The sequence below is a fragment of the Bacillus sp. FSL L8-0193 genome (genome assembly GCF_037976065.1).
GTDB classification, from domain to species: domain Bacteria; phylum Bacillota; class Bacilli; order Bacillales; family Bacillaceae; genus Bacillus; species Bacillus paralicheniformis.
The window spans coordinates 3,095,600-3,111,408 of sequence record NZ_CP150261.1; the positions used below are offsets into that span (position 1 = coordinate 3,095,600).

At 45.6% G+C, this 15,809-nt stretch carries 13 protein-coding genes and 1 pseudogene; 2 read left to right on the top strand and 12 right to left on the bottom strand.

Annotation, left to right across the window (positions count from 1 at the left end):
• Nucleotides 1-188: 188 nt before the first annotated feature.
• From MHH76_RS15485 to citZ, 5 genes are all read right to left on the bottom strand, one after another.
• On the bottom strand, nt 189-1,934 hold the full coding sequence (locus MHH76_RS15485; protein ID WP_035338186.1) for an ATP-binding protein: 1,746 nt from the start codon (nt 1,932-1,934) through the stop codon (nt 189-191).
• Entirely contained in the window at nt 1,927-2,649 is a 723-nt protein-coding gene (locus MHH76_RS15490) for a response regulator transcription factor (protein ID WP_020452552.1), read from the bottom strand. Before MHH76_RS15490 ends, MHH76_RS15485 begins: the two co-directional genes overlap by 8 nt.
• 329 nt (nt 2,650-2,978) lie before the next feature.
• A complete protein-coding gene (gene mdh, locus MHH76_RS15495) occupies nt 2,979-3,917 on the bottom strand; it encodes a malate dehydrogenase (RefSeq protein ID WP_020452553.1) in 939 nt (312 codons plus the stop codon).
• Between the two features lie 47 nt (nt 3,918-3,964).
• A complete protein-coding gene (gene icd / locus MHH76_RS15500; RefSeq protein WP_023855485.1) occupies nt 3,965-5,236 on the bottom strand; it encodes an NADP-dependent isocitrate dehydrogenase in 1,272 nt (423 codons plus the stop codon).
• 166 nt (nt 5,237-5,402) lie between these two features.
• Nucleotides 5,403-6,521, bottom strand: coding sequence for a citrate synthase (citZ, locus tag MHH76_RS15505; RefSeq protein WP_020452555.1), 1,119 nt, complete (start codon nt 6,519-6,521; stop codon nt 5,403-5,405).
• Between the two features lie 626 nt (nt 6,522-7,147).
• On the opposite strand from citZ, the gene MHH76_RS15510 reads away from it, so the two are divergent.
• On the top strand, nt 7,148-7,879 hold the full coding sequence (locus MHH76_RS15510; RefSeq protein ID WP_023855487.1) for a glycoside hydrolase family 16 protein: 732 nt from the start codon (nt 7,148-7,150) through the stop codon (nt 7,877-7,879).
• A 256-nt stretch (nt 7,880-8,135) separates the two neighbouring features.
• On the opposite strand, the pseudogene MHH76_RS15515 reads toward MHH76_RS15510, so the two are convergent.
• A pseudogene (locus MHH76_RS15515) lies at nt 8,136-8,274 on the bottom strand (transporter); the annotation flags it as partial.
• Between the two features lie 275 nt (nt 8,275-8,549).
• Nucleotides 8,550-9,014 carry a DUF441 domain-containing protein gene (locus tag MHH76_RS15520; RefSeq protein ID WP_020452557.1) on the bottom strand — a complete coding sequence of 155 codons (465 nt, stop codon included), beginning with the start codon at nt 9,012-9,014 and terminating at the stop codon, nt 8,550-8,552.
• 101 nt (nt 9,015-9,115) lie between these two features.
• Here MHH76_RS15520 and ytvI point away from each other — a divergent pair, with 101 nt between their 5' ends.
• Nucleotides 9,116-10,231, top strand: coding sequence for a sporulation integral membrane protein YtvI (ytvI, locus tag MHH76_RS15525; protein ID WP_020452558.1), 1,116 nt, complete (start codon nt 9,116-9,118; stop codon nt 10,229-10,231).
• A 42-nt stretch (nt 10,232-10,273) separates the two neighbouring features.
• On the opposite strand, the gene MHH76_RS15530 is transcribed toward ytvI, so the two are convergent.
• From MHH76_RS15530 to accD, 5 genes are all read right to left on the bottom strand, one after another.
• The gene (locus tag MHH76_RS15530) at nt 10,274-10,660 is read right to left on the bottom strand and encodes an FxsA family protein (protein WP_020452559.1); all 387 of its coding nucleotides are present in this window, start codon (nt 10,658-10,660) and stop codon (nt 10,274-10,276) included.
• A 106-nt stretch (nt 10,661-10,766) separates the two neighbouring features.
• On the bottom strand, nt 10,767-12,524 hold the full coding sequence (pyk, locus tag MHH76_RS15535; RefSeq protein WP_020452560.1) for a pyruvate kinase: 1,758 nt from the start codon (nt 12,522-12,524) through the stop codon (nt 10,767-10,769).
• A 24-nt stretch (nt 12,525-12,548) separates the two neighbouring features.
• Nucleotides 12,549-13,508: a 6-phosphofructokinase gene (gene pfkA, locus MHH76_RS15540; protein ID WP_020452561.1), complete on the bottom strand. Its 960-nt coding sequence runs from the start codon at nt 13,506-13,508 to the stop codon at nt 12,549-12,551.
• A 242-nt stretch (nt 13,509-13,750) separates the two neighbouring features.
• Complete coding sequence (accA, locus tag MHH76_RS15545) at nt 13,751-14,728, bottom strand: acetyl-CoA carboxylase carboxyl transferase subunit alpha (protein ID WP_023855491.1); 978 nt, start codon at nt 14,726-14,728, stop codon at nt 13,751-13,753.
• Nucleotides 14,713-15,588 (bottom strand): acetyl-CoA carboxylase, carboxyltransferase subunit beta, encoded by an 876-nt coding sequence (gene accD / locus MHH76_RS15550; protein ID WP_020452563.1) that lies wholly within the window; start codon nt 15,586-15,588, stop codon nt 14,713-14,715. The genes accA and accD overlap by 16 nt, the downstream gene beginning before the upstream one ends.
• Nucleotides 15,589-15,809 lie beyond the last annotated feature (221 nt).

Consider the following 15,809-nt stretch of genomic DNA (forward strand, 5'->3'; position numbering starts at 1 on the left):
TTTTAGCAAAGTTCATTTTGAAAGGAAAATGAGAGTGATTTCGCAGAAAAATAAAAAAAGGGACGCGCTGTTGATCGCGTCCGTCCATATGGCTCCTTGGATGAAGGGGTTCACTAATGATCCTATCAGCCAAGTTTTAACCATATATATAAAAGTTGTTAAGCCTTTGTAAAGTTTGCTAAATGAAGCTACTCGGATGCGCGTTTTAAGCGGACCGTGAATTCGGTGCCTTTCCCCCGCTCGCTTTCGACGTCGATTTCACCGTCGTGGGCTTCGACTAAATGCTTGACGATCGCAAGGCCGAGACCGGTTCCTCCTGAATTTCTGCTCCTGTCTTTATCGATCCGGTAGAAGCGTTCGAATATTCTCGGGATTTCGGACCGCTTGATCCCGATGCCCGTATCCTTCACTTTGACTTGCACTGCATTTTCCAGTACATCAGCCGAAATCGTTACGTTTCCATCTTCAGGCGTATATGTGAGGGCATTGTTCACCAAATTTAAAAAGATCTGCTTTAGTCTGTGCGGATCCCCAGAAGCAACGGCTGGCATCTCCGGCTTTTCCAGGGTCAAGGTGATTCCTTTTTCCTCCGCTTTATTCTTCAAAAGCATCTCAATTTCAGCGAGGATTTCACCAATATTGCAATTTTGAATATTCAAGGTGAAGTTCTGCTGTTCGATTTTCGACAGATCCAACAGGTCCTGGATCAACGTTTGCAGACGGCTGCTCTCTTTTAAGATGATCGATAGAAATTGCAGCAGCGTCTCCCTTTCGTTCATCGCTCCGTCTAAAAGCGTCTCGGTGAACCCTTTGATCGATGTAATCGGCGTTTTCAGCTCATGGGAGACATTGGCGACAAAGTCCTTCCTCATTTCTTCAAGCTGCTTTCTTTCCGTCATATCATGGAACACGAGAACGATGCCTTTCCACTCATCATTGATGCCGATAATTGGAACTCCGTCGACTTCAAAATACCTTCTTTCAATTTTGATCGGCAGTTTAAACATTTTGCGGACCTTTGTTTCCGTCATAAAAATTTCTTCGATGAGATTAATGATTTCTTCGTGTTCGAGCACTTCGTGATAGAAATGGTAAAGAAGCTGATCGGCTTCTACGTGAAATTGCTTTTGATAAGCGCGGTTCACAAGGTGAATATAACCCTTTCCATCGATTAAGATCAGACCGGAGTCGATATTTTCGATGACGGTTTGCAGACGGTCGCGCTGCATTTCCTGTGCTCTTGTCATGTCCTGCAGGTTCTGCGCCAGCATATTGATGGACTGGCTTAGCATCGTTTCATCTTCGTTGAAAGTTCTTGCTTTATAGTTTCCTTTGGCAAGCTCAATCGCTACTTGTGTCGCAGACTCAATCGGATTCGTATATTGAGAGGTTATTCTCGCCCCAAGCCCGGCGATGATTAAAAAGGCCGTTCCAAGGCTCACGCCGAGGAGAATCCAGATCTTTTGATTGATATCTTGCAATGAATCGACAGGAGTGCTGATCAGAATATATCCATTCACATTCCCGTCTTCTTTCAGCGGCTGCACGTAACGGTAAACGGACTCGTCATCTGGATTGATTCTGAAGCCTCCTCCTTCACCGTTTAAATCCGACTCAAGCGCTTCTTTGATAACGGATTGATCTTCTGCACGGCTCCCAAAATGAAAAAGAACCTGACCTTTTGTATCAACCAGCGATACATGACTGTCCAGTTCACGGCTTGCCTTCTCTAAAATGGCTCCTTGCTCCGAAGACTTCATGTTTTCACGATTTGCCAATGAAGCGACCAAAGCGGCTTCTTTTTCAATATGGCTGCTCAGTTTGGCATCGTATGAGGAGTGAAACAAGTGAACGAGCAGAAAACCGAGTGAAGCAAATACGAGAATCAAAAGCGTCAGCAGGGCAGCTAAAAGCCGGGTCCGGAATTTAATCATTCAGCTTCGGCTCCTCCATTTTGTAGCCAAGACCTCTGATTGTTTTAATGTATTCCGGTTTTTTCGTATTTTTTTCGATCTTATCGCGAAGATGGCTGATATGGACATCGACGATGCGCGTATCGCCCGCGAAGTCGTAGTTCCAGACAGCGTTGAGGAGAAGGTCTCTCGTCAGCACCCTCCCTTTATGCCTTCCCAAATATAAAAGGAGTTCGAATTCCTTAGGCGTTAGCTCGAGGCGTTCGTTTTGAAAGTAAACCTCATAATGTTCTGGCAGTATTTTCAATTCGCCTATGATCAGCTCGCCTGCATCCGGTTCTTCCGTCTCCTCCGGATGAACGGACAGCGTCTGTGTTCTTCTTAAAATCGCTTTGACCCTTGCCGTCACCTCTCTCGGGCTGAACGGCTTCGTCATATAGTCATCGGCACCCAGCTCGAGACCGAGCACCTTATCAAATTCATCATCCTTAGCGGTCAGCATCAAAATCGGATACATCAGCTTCTTCTGTCTGAGTTCCTTGCATACTTCAATGCCGTCCATTTTAGGAAGCATCAGATCGAGCACGATCAGATCCGGCTTCTCTTCAATCGCCTTTAATAAGCCGGCCTCTCCGTCCATGGCCGTCACCACATGATAGCCCGACCGTTCAAGGTTATATTTTAGAAGGGTAACAATCGATTCCTCATCATCTACAACTAATATCTTTTTGCTCATGACATGCCTCCAGGCTTCAGATTTCCCCGACATCTCTTTCTCTATCTTTTGTTAAATAAACGTTTTCACTCCTATTTTAACGAAAGCCTATCCGTTCGACAATTTGATTTTTCAGTGTTTTGCATAAAATCTCTCTTTTTCGGCAATAAACCGCTGTTTTAAGCGATGGAATGCTTCCAGAAAAAAGAATGAAAATGTCCGGGCAGATGATTATGATTAGGTATATGCTGACAGCCCGTGTTTATGTCTTGATTTTCATATGGTTTTATGTAAAAAAAGATCGCATTCAAAAACAGGAAGGCTTGTATAAAGCCTTCCTGCTGTTTTCATTATGATAATACTTTCATGACGTTTTTGACTGATTCAACGGATCGATCAAGCTGACTTCTTTCTGTTTCAGTCAGTTCAAGTTCAATGATCTGTTCAAGACCGTTTCCGCCGATAATCGTCGGAACGCCGAGGTAAATGCCTTCATAGCCGTATTCGCCTTCAAGGTAGGCAATAGTCGGCAGCACGCGGCGCTGGTCTTTTAAGATTGCTTCAACCATTTCTGTCAGGGAAGCGGCTGGCGCATAATACGCACTTCCGTTTCCTAACAGGTTGACAATTTCTCCCCCGCCTTTTCTCGTTCTTTCAACAATCGCATCGATCCGGTCTTTCGGAAGAAGCGTTTCAAGCGGAATGCCGCCTGCATAAGAGTAGCGAACGAGCGGAACCATATCGTCCCCGTGTCCGCCCAGTACAAAACCTGTAATGTCTTTGACGGAAAGGTTGAGCTCCTGAGCGACAAACGTTCTGAATCTTGCCGTATCCAAAACTCCCGACTGGCCGATGACCCGCTCTTTCGGGAAGCCCGATTCTTTATAGACGGCGTATGTCATCGCATCCACAGGGTTTGTCAGAACGACGATGATACAATCAGGTGAGTATTTAACAACTTCCTTCGTTACGCTCCTCATGATCTTTTCATTTGTAGCCACGAGGTCGTCCCGGCTCATTCCCGGCTTTCTTGCGATTCCCGCCGTGATGACGACGATATCTGAGCCGGCCGTATCTTCGTAGTTTGCCGTTCCTGTAATATTCGCATCAAATCCTTGGACAGGGCTCGCTTCCAGCATATCGAGCGCTTTCCCTTTTGTAGGGTTTTCAAGCTGCGGAATGTCGACTAGCACGACGTCAGCCAATTCTTTTTGAGCCGTTAAAAACGCAGTTGTTGCACCTGTAAAGCCCGCTCCGATGACAGATACTTTATTTCGCTTCTTTCCCATGTTTTCTACCCCTTTTAATTGTTGTTGTTTTACCCCAAAACAGCCGTTTAAGACATATTTTTGATAAGCTCATCACCGAATTCAGAGCATTTAACTTCAGTCGCGCCGTCCATCAAACGAGCGAAATCGTATGTGACGACTTTGGATGCGATTGTTTTCTCCATAGATTTAATCACAAGGTCGGCAGCTTCATTCCAGCCCAAATGCTCAAGAAGCAGCACGCCGGATAGGATGACTGAAGACGGGTTTACTTTGTCTAGGCCAGCATATTTTGGAGCTGTACCATGTGTCGCTTCAAAGATGGCGTGTCCTGTCTCATAGTTGATGTTTGCTCCAGGAGCGATGCCGATTCCGCCGACTTGGGCAGCAAGCGCATCTGAAATGTAGTCCCCGTTCAGGTTCATTGTCGCCACAACATCAAACTCGGCAGGGCGGGTCAGGATCTGCTGAAGGAAGATGTCAGCGATGCTGTCTTTGATGATGATTTTGCCGGCCGCTTCAGCTTCGCTTTGCGCTTTGTTTGCAGCGTCTTTGCCGTCTTTTTCAGCGATGCGGTCGTATTCGGCCCATGTGAATACTTTATCGCCGAATTCTTTTTCAGCCACTTCATAGCCCCAGTTTTTAAAGGCGCCTTCCGTGAATTTCATGATGTTTCCTTTATGGACGAGCGTTACAGATTTGCGGCCGTGCTCGATTGCATACTCGATCGCAGCTCTGACAAGCCTTGACGTTCCTTCTTCAGAAACCGGCTTGATACCGATGCCTGATGTTTCAGGGAAACGGATTTTGTTAACGCCAAGCTCGTTTTTCAGGAATGAAATCAGCTTTTGAACTTCTTCAGAGCCTTTCGCGTATTCGATGCCGGCATAGATATCTTCAGTATTTTCGCGGAAGATGACCATATCCGTATCTTCAGGGCGCTTAACCGGTGAAGGAACGCCTGTGAAATAGCGGACAGGACGCAGGCATGTAAACAGGTCAAGCTCTTGTCTTAGCGCTACGTTTAATGAGCGGATTCCGCCGCCTACAGGAGTTGTTAAAGGACCTTTAATCGCGATCAGGTATTCGCGGATCGTATCAAGCGTTTCTTCAGGAAGCCATTCGCCTGTTTTGTTGTACGCTTTTTCCCCGGCGTAGACTTCTTTCCAAGTGATTTCCTTTTCGCCGTTATACGCTTTCTCCACAGCCGCTTCAAGAACCCTTGAAGCCGCTCTCCAAATATCAGGACCTGTTCCGTCCCCTTCAATAAACGGGATAACCGGGTTGTTTGGAACGTTTAATACTCCGCCGGAGACTGTAATTTTTTCGCCTTGTGCCACAATAAAACCTCCCATAATATGTAATTCTTCAATATAGAAAAACATTTGTTTCCCCCGTTTGGCGGGGGACAAACATGTTTTTTCATAGATTCATGAAATCGTTGTTTCCTAAGAAAGCCGTTAAGAGGCCGGCCGAACAAAGCTCGAACAGCCTCCTTTCAAACGGTCAGCTTCTGTCTTCAATCGGAATGAACGTCTGCATGTCAGGGCCGGTGTAATCAGCCCGCGGACGAATCAGTCGGTTATTTTCATACTGTTCGAGAATGTGAGCGAGCCAGCCTGATACCCTGCTGATCGCAAAAATCGGCGTGAACAGATCATGGTCGATTCCTAAGCTATGATAAACCGACGCAGAATAAAAGTCTACGTTTGGCGGCAGCTTTTTCTGAGACGTGACGATTTCCTCAGTCCGCTCTGAAATCTCATACCATTTGCTTTCACCCGTTAAATTCGTCAAACGTCTGCTCATTTCCTTCAAATGTTTTGCGCGGGGATCGCCCTGGCGGTATACGCGGTGGCCGAACCCCATGATCTTTTCTTTCTTTTCAAGCTTGGCGTGAATATATGAATCTACGTTTTCAACCTCGCCAATCTCTGAAAGCATTTTCATAACTGCTTCGTTTGCTCCGCCGTGAAGCGGACCTTTCAAGGCCCCGATTGCGGCCGTGATCCCTGAGTAGACGTCTGAAAGCGTCGCGACGCATACTCTGGCTGTGAACGTAGATGCGTTCAGCTCATGATCCGCATGCAGAATCAAGGCTTTGTCAAACGCTTCCACTTCAACAGGTGAAGGTTCTTTTCCATTCAGCATGTAGAGAAAGTTGGCGGCAAAACCGAGTTCCGGATTCGGCTCAATCGGCTCGAGCCCTTTGCGGATTCTTGAAAAAGCAGCGACAAGCGCAGGCATCTTCGCTTGGAGACGCACCGCTTTTCTGTAGTTTGCTTCCGCATCCATTTGATCTGCTTCTTCGTCAAACAGTCCGAGTAAAGAAACGGCTGTCCGAAGAGCTGCCATCGGGTGGACTTTTCCATTCGAGTAGGATTTGAAATGGTCAATCACTTCTTTGGGGATACCGGCATTTTCAGAAAGCTGTTTTTTAAGCTCTGCGAGCTCCTCTTTGTTCGGCAGCTTTAAATGCCAAAGCAGATAAACAACTTCTTCAAAGCTAGCTTTTTCTGTCAAATCATCGATGTTATACCCTACATATGTAAGAGTATCATCAATAATTGAACTTACTGATGATGTAGTGGCGACTACCCCTTCAAGGCCGCGTGTTGCTGTCATACTCATCTCTCCCTTTTTTTAAAAATTTCCCCTTTTAAAATTAAACCAAAACCTAGGAGCAAAAACAACGCATGTTGTATACATCTTCTTCAACCCAAAAAGAAAATGCTTACATTAAATCGTTTTTCAAATAAAACAATCGTGCGTTTCTATATACCGTTCGATACTCCGATATGCTTAATAAAGATTAAGCATATTTATATTATAAACAATAATCTGATAAATTTGTAGGTTTTTGATCAAAAATGCTTTCAAAGCCTTATAAATCAAGGGTTCGTAGTTATTTATTATCAATCGACAGCTTTGTAGAATCATGTATTCTTCTGTATCTATTTGAGGGAGGTTTTGGGAAGGGATTTTTATTAAAAGTGGACAGACGTATTCCTCCAGTTCTTTCATACTAATCGGTTTATGATTTTCACCTATAATAAATTTATAAACAAAAGAAAAAGAGATAAAATCTTTTACTTGTTACTTTCAGCAAATCCCCTTCATCCGTTTTAAAACAAACGGGGGGGAGTTTTTATGAATGAAAAGTTATTATCATTATTTTGACTGATGTTCCCTTTTAAAAGAATCAGGTATGATCGATAAAGAAAACGTTTTCAAAGAAAGGGGAATGCCACATGCCTTATCGTATGAAACGAGTGTTGCTGCTTCTTGTCACTGGATTGTTTTTGAGTTTGTCTGCAGTCACTTCTACTGCCTCGGCTCAAGCAGGCGGATCGTTTTTTGACCCTTTTAACAGCTATAACTCCGGTGTATGGCAGAAAGCAAATGGTTATTCGAATGGAGGTGTGTTCAACTGCACTTGGCGTGCAAATAACGTATCAATGACATCATTAGGTGAAATGCGTTTGGGGCTAACAAGTCCATCTTATAACAAGTTTGACTGCGGGGAAAATCGCTCTGTTCAAACATATGGATATGGACTTTATGAAGTCAGAATGAAACCAGCTAAAAACGTAGGGATCGTTTCATCGTTCTTCACTTACACAGGTCCAACGGATGGAACTCCTTGGGATGAGATTGATATCGAATTTTTAGGAAAAGACACAACAAAGGTTCAGTTTAACTACTATACGAATGGTGTAGGAAACCATGAGAAGCTTGTGGATCTCGGATTTGATGCATCCAATTCCTATCATACGTATGCGTTCGATTGGCAGCCAAACTCGATTAAATGGTATGTCGATGGGCAATTAAAACATACCGCGACGAGCCAAATTCCGACTACGCCAGGAAAGATCATGATGAACTTGTGGAATGGTATTGGTGTCGATGACTGGCTCGGTTCCTACAACGGTGTAACACCTCTATACGCTCATTACGACTGGGTGCGTTATACAAAAAAATAATGTCAAAAATGATAAGAGCCTGCAGCCTCAACCTAAGCAGGCTCTTATGATTGTAATGAGAAGTTGTTGGCATGATTAGTCTTTTATACAATCTTATCGAGATGATGACAGCCCTCTTTCTGGGTTTGCTTTTTTTGCTTCTTTAGTTCTCTTTCTTTTGTGAAAATGACATCTTCATATCCTTCAATTTTTTGATGGTTTCTTCAATTTCTTTCTGTTTTCTAGCAATTTTTCTCTTTCGTTCACTAAAATCACTTGCTGCCGTCCGCGCCGCAATCATATCCGACGTCTCAGTTAGCAGAAAAAATAAACTCTCCGGCACTGAACAGAACTCCCAATTCGACAGCCATCATAATAAAGGATGCGATAACTGATGCAAGCGTTTCAGCCCGAAAGAGACGATAGATCATTTTTTCTTTTTATCCAAGCTTACCTGCTGAAGACTCCACAAATAAAAACCCACAAATTGGAAATAAACGGTCATATTTCCCCACACAGGTTTTTGACAAACTGAGCCCTCTTTTATAGAGGGCCTTATTTTTTTGCACCAGCTGACTTCTATTTACAAATTTTCAGGAGTTTTAACTGCGTTATGTATGTTTATTTTTAGTTGCGAACGTTTTTTTCAAACTAAAAAACCCCCTGAAACAGGGGGAGCTGGCCCGCATTTCTAAGATGTAAAATGCTGGACGGCCTGCATGACAAGATAGGCGATCCCGGCACCGATGAGCGGGCCGACGGCAACACCTTTGAATAAAGCGACCGCTAAAATCGTTCCAAATACAAGAGCGGTGGTGATATGCGGGTCTTCCGCGAGCAATGTGATCCCGTTTTTGGCGATCAATGCTACGAGAATGCCCGCCCCGAGTGCGATCCATGCGTAATATGATTTCATCGCTTCGCCAAGCTGTTTAAAGCCGATCTCTCCAGTGGCAATCGGCACAAGGACCGCTATTGTAATAACGGTAACTCCCCAGTTAATCCCTTTGGATTGGATGGCCGGAAACAGCTTTTGATCGAGGCCGGTCAGCTTGATCAAAAGCAGGACGGATACCGCGATGATCAACGACTGATTTTTCGCGATTAATGCGATGGCCAAAAGCAGGATCAAAAATAAATTAGCTTGAGTAAACATGCTGTATTCAACTCCATTTTTTTATGACCTTTCTCATAATAACAGGACTCAAGAATAAAATGAAATAAGGACATGCTTTCTAATATCAGGAGGATGCAGAATTGAATCAATCCTATCTCACAGCTGCGCTTCGGGCAGTGTATGTGCTGTTTTTGACCGCTGCTTGCGGAGCGGTCGGCTACTACTCTTTTCCGTTAACCTATCCTTTTGTGATTGCGCTTATTCTCGCCATCATGATCAACCCTTTTGTGGAATGGCTCGATAAGCGGACCGGGCTCCCGAGAGGCGTTAATGTCGGCATCGTGCTATGCGGCTTTTTGATCGCCGGAGCCGGCTTTTTGACCCTGGTCGTTGCCGAGATTGTCTCTGGAACGGCTCATTTGGCTAAAATACTCCCCGTCCAGTTTAATAAAGCCGCTCTTTATATCGAATCTTTTTTTACGAATCAAATCATGCCGCTGTATAATCAGCTTGCCGCTTTTTTTGACGGGCTCGAAGCCGCCCAGCAGGAATCGATCATTACACAGGTCCAAAATTTGGGCAGTGAACTCGCATCAGGCACCGCTTTGTTTCTTTCAAAAATTCTTGAGATGGTGCCCCTCTTTTTCGCCTTTCTGCCGAATATGGCGGCCGTGCTGATCTTTTCGCTCCTAGCCACTTTTTTTATCAGCAAAGATTTGCATAAAATACAAAACAAGGCGCGGTCTGTTCTTCCTGATCGGCTGATCTCGGGTGCAGCGGCTGTCTATGCGGAATTGAAAAGAGCGCTGGCAGGCTTTGTGAAGGCCCAGCTTACCCTTGTGGCGATGACGATGGTGCTCGTGTTGATCGGGCTTTCTGTGTTGAAGGTTAATCATGCTGTCGCCATCGCTTTTCTCATCGGGCTGGTCGACCTGCTGCCGTATTTGGGAGCGGGGTCTGTATTTGTGCCGTGGATCGTCTATTTAGCAGCATCCAAGCAGCTGCCGCTTGCGATCGGCCTCGGAGTCCTGTACATCGTCGTGCTCGTCTTCAGGCAGCTGGCCGAACCGAAGATTTTGAGCCGGTCAATCGGACTTCACCCTTTGGGAACATTGATCGCGCTGTTTGCCGGTTTCAAATTGTTTGGCTTTCTCGGATTGATCATGGGCCCCGCCCTTCTCGTTCTCATTCAGGCTCTCTTTACAACAGGTATTTTTAAAGACGTATGGCAGTTTATTAAAGGAAATGAAAAATAAGCGGCAGCCTGCTTTTTCCAATGCGGGCCGCCGCTTATCGGGTTATTTGATGATGTTGATCCGCCTGCCTTCAGACATCCTCTTCAGCTTGCGGGATATGAACGGTTTGAAACGGCTGCGCGTTGCCGGCAGCAGCAGCAGTAAACCGATGATATCCGATAAAAAGCCGGGCAGCAAAAGCAGCATGCCGCCTATGAAAATACAAAGCCCGTCCAAAATCGCATCCCCAGGCATTTTTCCATACTGAAGATCGCGCTGAACTTTGTAGTAAACTTCGATTCCTTGTTTTTTGGCGAGAGCGGCCCCGAGAAATCCCGTCAAGATGATCAGCAAAACGGTCGGCAAGACACCGATCCAATTAGCGGACAAGAGGAACAGACCGATTTCACTCGCTGGAAAAATGACGAGAAATAATAAGAAAAACTTCATTGTCTTCACCTCATAATTCTAATATGGAAGCGAACGGCCGCCCTGTTTTGCTTGTGCCGCCTGCAAAAAAAGAAGGGAAAAGCTTCCCTTCTTCTTCAATAAGCGATTAAAGTACGCTTGCACGTCCTTTGTAAACAGCTCCGCGGGCGGAGTCGACCGTAATGTCTTCTCCCTCTTTGAGAATGGAAGTCGCATTTTCCATTCCGACGATGACAGGGATGCCGAGGCTCAAGCCTACGACTGCCGCGTGGCTGGTTAAACCGCCTTCTTCAGTAATCAGCGCAGCCGCTTTTTCAAGGGACGCCATCATGTCACGATCCGTGCTTTTTGTAACCAAAACGGCGCCATCTTTCATTTTTTTATCCGCTTCTTGTGCATTTTGAGCGATGACCACTTCACCAAACGCGGATTTGCGTCCGATTCCCTGGCCTTTTGCGACCACGTCTCCGACAACATACACTTTCATCAAGTTTGTTGTGCCGGCTTCACCGACAGCTCCGGCCGTGATAACGATCAAGTCGCCGTGGCGTACGATGCCTGTGTCGAGAGATTTTTGCACTGCTTTTTCAAGCATTTCGTCAGTCGAGCTGTGGTTTTGTCCGCTTGTTGCGAAAACACCGAAGACAAGAGACAGCTTTCTTGAAACCGCATCATTTACCGTAACTGCGACAATCGGCGCCTGCGGGCGATATTTGGAAATCATTCTCGCCGTATGACCGCTTTCTGTCGGTGTGACGATGGCATTCACGTCAAGGTTGATTGCCGTATGCGCCACAGACTGGCCGATGGCATCTGTAATTGACATGCTGACTTGCTTGCTCCGTGCAGAAAGGATCTTTTTATGGTTGAGCGCTTCTTCTGAACGGGAAGCGATATTGTGCATCGTCTGAACGGCTTCAACAGGGTAATTTCCCGCAGCAGTTTCACCTGAAAGCATAATCGCGTCAGTTCCGTCAAAGATCGCATTGGCAACGTCGCTCGCTTCCGCGCGTGTCGGACGCGGATTGCGCTGCATGCTGTCGAGCATTTGGGTAGCCGTGATAACAGGCTTGCCAAGCGCATTGCATTTTTTGATCAGTTCTTTTTGAACGAGCGGCACTTCTTCAGCAGGGATTTCAACACCAAGGTCTCCACGTGCAACCATCAGACCGTCTGATACTTCAAGAATGGCATCGATATTGTCAACGCCTTCCTGGTTTTCGATTTTTGGAATGATTTGAATATCTGCCGCATTGTGCTCTTCAAGAAGTTCGCGGATTTCAAGAACATCCGACGGACGGCGCACAAAAGATGCCGCGATAAAATCAACACCCTGCTCGATACCGAACACAATGTCGTTAGCGTCTTTTTCCGTAATTCCCGGAAGATTGACGCTGACGCCCGGCACATTCACGCCTTTTTTGTTTTTCAGCGTTCCGCTGTTCATTACTTTTGTGACGATTTCACGCTTGTCCTTGTTGACATCTGTGACTTCAAGTCCGATCAGTCCATCGTCAAGCAAAATCGTTGAACCAATTGATACATCGTGAATCAACCCATCATATGTAACTGAGATTTTTTCAGGCGTACCGATAACTTCTTCCATTGACACGATCAGCTGAGAACCCGCTTCCAGTTCGATTGAACCGCCTTCCATTGTGTGCGTGCGGATTTCCGGACCTTTCGTATCAAGAAGGATACCGATATCTTTTCCCAGCTTGCCGGCTGCTTCGCGAATGTTTTTAATTCTTGCGCCATGCTCTTCGAAATCTCCATGGGAAAAGTTCAAGCGCGCCACGTTCATTCCGGCTTCCATCAGCTGGGTGAGCTTTTCAACAGTTTCGCTGGCCGGCCCAATTGTACAAACTATTTTAGTCTTTCTCATATTGCTTCCTCCTCGGGTTTTACACTAGATTGACAGTTCTTGAGACAAGCGGTACATGCTTTGATCAATTGTATGTTTATGATCGAGTATTTCAATGATATCATGATGCACAAGCTGGTTATTTTGAATTCCGACACAGCGTCCGCCTTTTCCTTCAAGAAGCAGTTCAACCGCAAATGCCCCTAGACGGCTTGCCAATACACGGTCTGCTGCAGTCGGAGAACCGCCGCGCTGGATATGTCCAAGCACCGATACTCTAGTTTCGAGATTTGTGGCTTCTTCAATTCTTTTGCCGAATTCAACGCCGCTTCCGACGCCTTCCGCCACAATGATGATGCTGTGTTTTTTGCCGCGCTCATGCCCTCTTTTCAGCCTTGCAATAATTTCTTCCATATCGTAGTCAGCTTCAGGGATCAAAATGGATTCCGCGCCTCCTGCCAAACCTGACCATAAAGCAATGTCCCCGGCATGGCGGCCCATTACTTCAATCACGTATGTACGTTCGTGGGATGTAGCTGTATCCCTGATTTTATCGATGGCATCGATAACGGTATTTAACGCCGTATCAAATCCAATCGTCAAATCTGTTCCAGGGATGTCATTGTCGATTGTTCCCGGCACTCCGACACAAGGAAAACCGTGTTCTGTCAGCTTTTTCGCTCCCATATAAGAACCGTCTCCGCCAATGACGACTAATCCTTCTATACCATATTTTTTTAAATTCGCTATTCCTTTTTCCCGTCCTTCTACCGTTTTAAACTCAGGACACCTTGCTGTATATAGCTTCGTTCCTCCGCGGTGAATGATATCTCCGACAGAACCGATTTCAAGCTTTTCTATTTTTCCGCTGATTAAACCTGAATACCCGTTGTAAATTCCGTATACTTCTACGTCATGGTAGATCGCTTTCCTGACAACCGCGCGGACCGCCGCGTTCATTCCCGGGGAATCTCCGCCGCTCGTCAATACTCCGATACGTTTCATCTTTTTCACCTCGAAAACATATATAATTTACCTTAACACGTTCATTGCCGCTAAAACAATGAAAAAGGGATGAAAATTTTCCGAAAATCCCTATAAAACCTTACTCATTATACAATTAAACAAAAAGTTTTTAAATAAATTTTAAGCAAACTCTTTGAAAAATCGCGGGTGAAAGACACAATCCTTTCACTTTTCACCTTTATCCATAAAAAATAAACGTGAGCCAAAGGCCTCACGTTTATTTATTTTATCCCAACAAATTGGTTTTCAGTCGAAATTTTTCCAATTGATTTATACTTGTTATATCTTTGTTGAATCAGCTCGTTCTTATCCAGTTTCAGCAAGGATTTAAGCTCGCTTTTCAGCGCTTCATCGATGTAGGCGGCCTGCTGCTCTACATCGCGGTGTGCTCCGCCTCTTACTTCTTTTATAACATGATCTATAATATCCAATTCTTTAAGGTCTGGAGCGGTGATTTTCATTGTTTCTGCCGCTTTTTTCGCGAGTCCTGAATCCTTCCAGAGGATAGCAGCCGCTCCCTCGGGAGAGATTACCGAATAAGTTGAGTTTTCCAGCATCAATAAGCGGTTTGCGACGCCGAGCGCAAGCGCTCCCCCGCTGCCGCCTTCCCCGATGACGATCGAGATGACCGGCACAGAAAGTCCCGCCATTTCAAAAAGATTCTTGGCAATTGCTTCGCTTTGCCCCCGCTCTTCAGCTGCTTTTCCAGGGTATGCTCCTTTTGTATCAATAAAGCAGATGATCGGCCTGTTAAATTTATCGGCCTGCTTCATCAGCCTGAGCGCTTTGCGGTAGCCTTCCGGATGCGGCATTCCGAAGTTGCGGCGGATGTTTTCTTTTGTATCCTTGCCGCGCTGTTGGCCGATCACTGTCACAGGAAGGCCCCGGAACTTGGCAATTCCGCCGACAATCGCTTCATCATCACCGAAATATCGATCTCCGTGGCATTCAAAAAAATCGGTAAAAAGATGTTCGATATAATCGAGCGTTGTCGGACGGTTCGGATGCCTTGCAATCTGGACTCTGTCCCAGGCTTTCAGATTTGTATAAATGTCTTCTTCAAGCCTTTCAAGACGAGCTTCAAGCTTCGTAATTTCAGAGCTTAAATCCATATCGGAATCCTGTGTGAACCTTTTCAATTCGGCGATCTTTTCACGCAGTTCGACCACCGGTTTTTCAAATTCTAATTCTCCAGCCACTCGAGATCACCTCCAGTTTGGTGCATTTTCAAAATGCTGCCGAGCGTTTTTTTCATGTCTGCTCTGTGAACGACGGAATCAAGCTGTCCGTGCTTTAACAGAAATTCCGCAGTCTGAAAATCCTCAGGCAGTTCTTCACGGATGGTTTGTTCGATAATTCTTCTTCCGGCAAAGCCGATCAGCGCGCCCGGCTCGGCAAGGTTGTAATCGCCGAGGGATGCGAAGCTTGCGGATACACCGCCTGTTGTCGGATGTGTCATCACCGAAATGATCAAGCCCTGCTCTTCACTGAACAGCTTTAAAGCGGAGCTTGTTTTAGCCATTTGCATCAAGCTGAGAAGGCCTTCCTGCATTCTCGCACCGCCTGATGCGGTAAAAATAATGAAAGGCACTTTTTCTTCTCTTGCCTTTTCGATCGCCAGCGTAATTTTTTCGCCTACGACAGACCCCATGCTTCCCATTCTGAAAGATGAATCCATCACGGCAACGACTGCCGGAGATCCGTCAACCGTCCCTTTTCCGGTGACAACCGCTTCATTCAGCGATGTTTTTTCCCGGTCTTTTTGCAGTTTCTCAAGGTATCCTGGGAATTCCAGCGGGTTTTCAGACATCATATCCTGATTGAATTCTTCAAAGGAGCCATCGTCCAGCAGGCTTTTTATACGCTGCTTCGCGTTCATTTGAAGATGGTAACCGCAGTTCATGCAGACCCTTAAGTTTTTATCCAGCTCTTTTGTGAGCATGATTTTTTTGCAATCCGGGCATTTTGTCATGATCCCTTCCGGTACATCTTGCTTTGCTGATTCCGCGGGAACGGAAGCGTATTTTTTTTTCTTTTTGCTGAATATATCTTTTAACAAAAGATTACCTCCCTTTTCTGAAGGGTTTTCTTCATGTATGCCTGTCCTGTTTATAGACTAGAACATCACTATACCGAAACTATTGTACTTTTTTTGTCAAACGGTGTCATCCTCAATTCGACATTTTTGACCGGCAAACAGCCGAATCGCACTTGATGCGGTTAGAGACTGACAAATTGATATATCAGCCTTGAGAGCGGATACAAAAGTCCGGAAAAGCG

What these genes read in the sequence shown, in the direction of transcription:
- MHH76_RS15485 (WP_035338186.1), bottom strand. Translation starts at nt 1,934, where the DNA reads ATGATTAAATTCCGGACCCGGCTTTTAGCTGCCCTGCTGACGCTTTTG.
- MHH76_RS15490 (WP_020452552.1), bottom strand. Translation starts at nt 2,649, where the DNA reads ATGAGCAAAAAGATATTAGTTGTAGATGATGAGGAATCGATTGTTACC.
- mdh (WP_020452553.1), bottom strand. Translation starts at nt 3,917, where the DNA reads ATGGGAAAGAAGCGAAATAAAGTATCTGTCATCGGAGCGGGCTTTACA.
- citZ (WP_020452555.1), bottom strand. Translation starts at nt 6,521, where the DNA reads ATGACAGCAACACGCGGCCTTGAAGGGGTAGTCGCCACTACATCATCA.
- MHH76_RS15510 (WP_023855487.1), top strand. Translation starts at nt 7,148, where the DNA reads ATGCCTTATCGTATGAAACGAGTGTTGCTGCTTCTTGTCACTGGATTG.
- MHH76_RS15520 (WP_020452557.1), bottom strand. Translation starts at nt 9,014, where the DNA reads ATGTTTACTCAAGCTAATTTATTTTTGATCCTGCTTTTGGCCATCGCA.
- MHH76_RS15530 (WP_020452559.1), bottom strand. Translation starts at nt 10,660, where the DNA reads ATGAAGTTTTTCTTATTATTTCTCGTCATTTTTCCAGCGAGTGAAATC.
- pyk (WP_020452560.1), bottom strand. Translation starts at nt 12,524, where the DNA reads ATGAGAAAGACTAAAATAGTTTGTACAATTGGGCCGGCCAGCGAAACT.
- pfkA (WP_020452561.1), bottom strand. Translation starts at nt 13,508, where the DNA reads ATGAAACGTATCGGAGTATTGACGAGCGGCGGAGATTCCCCGGGAATG.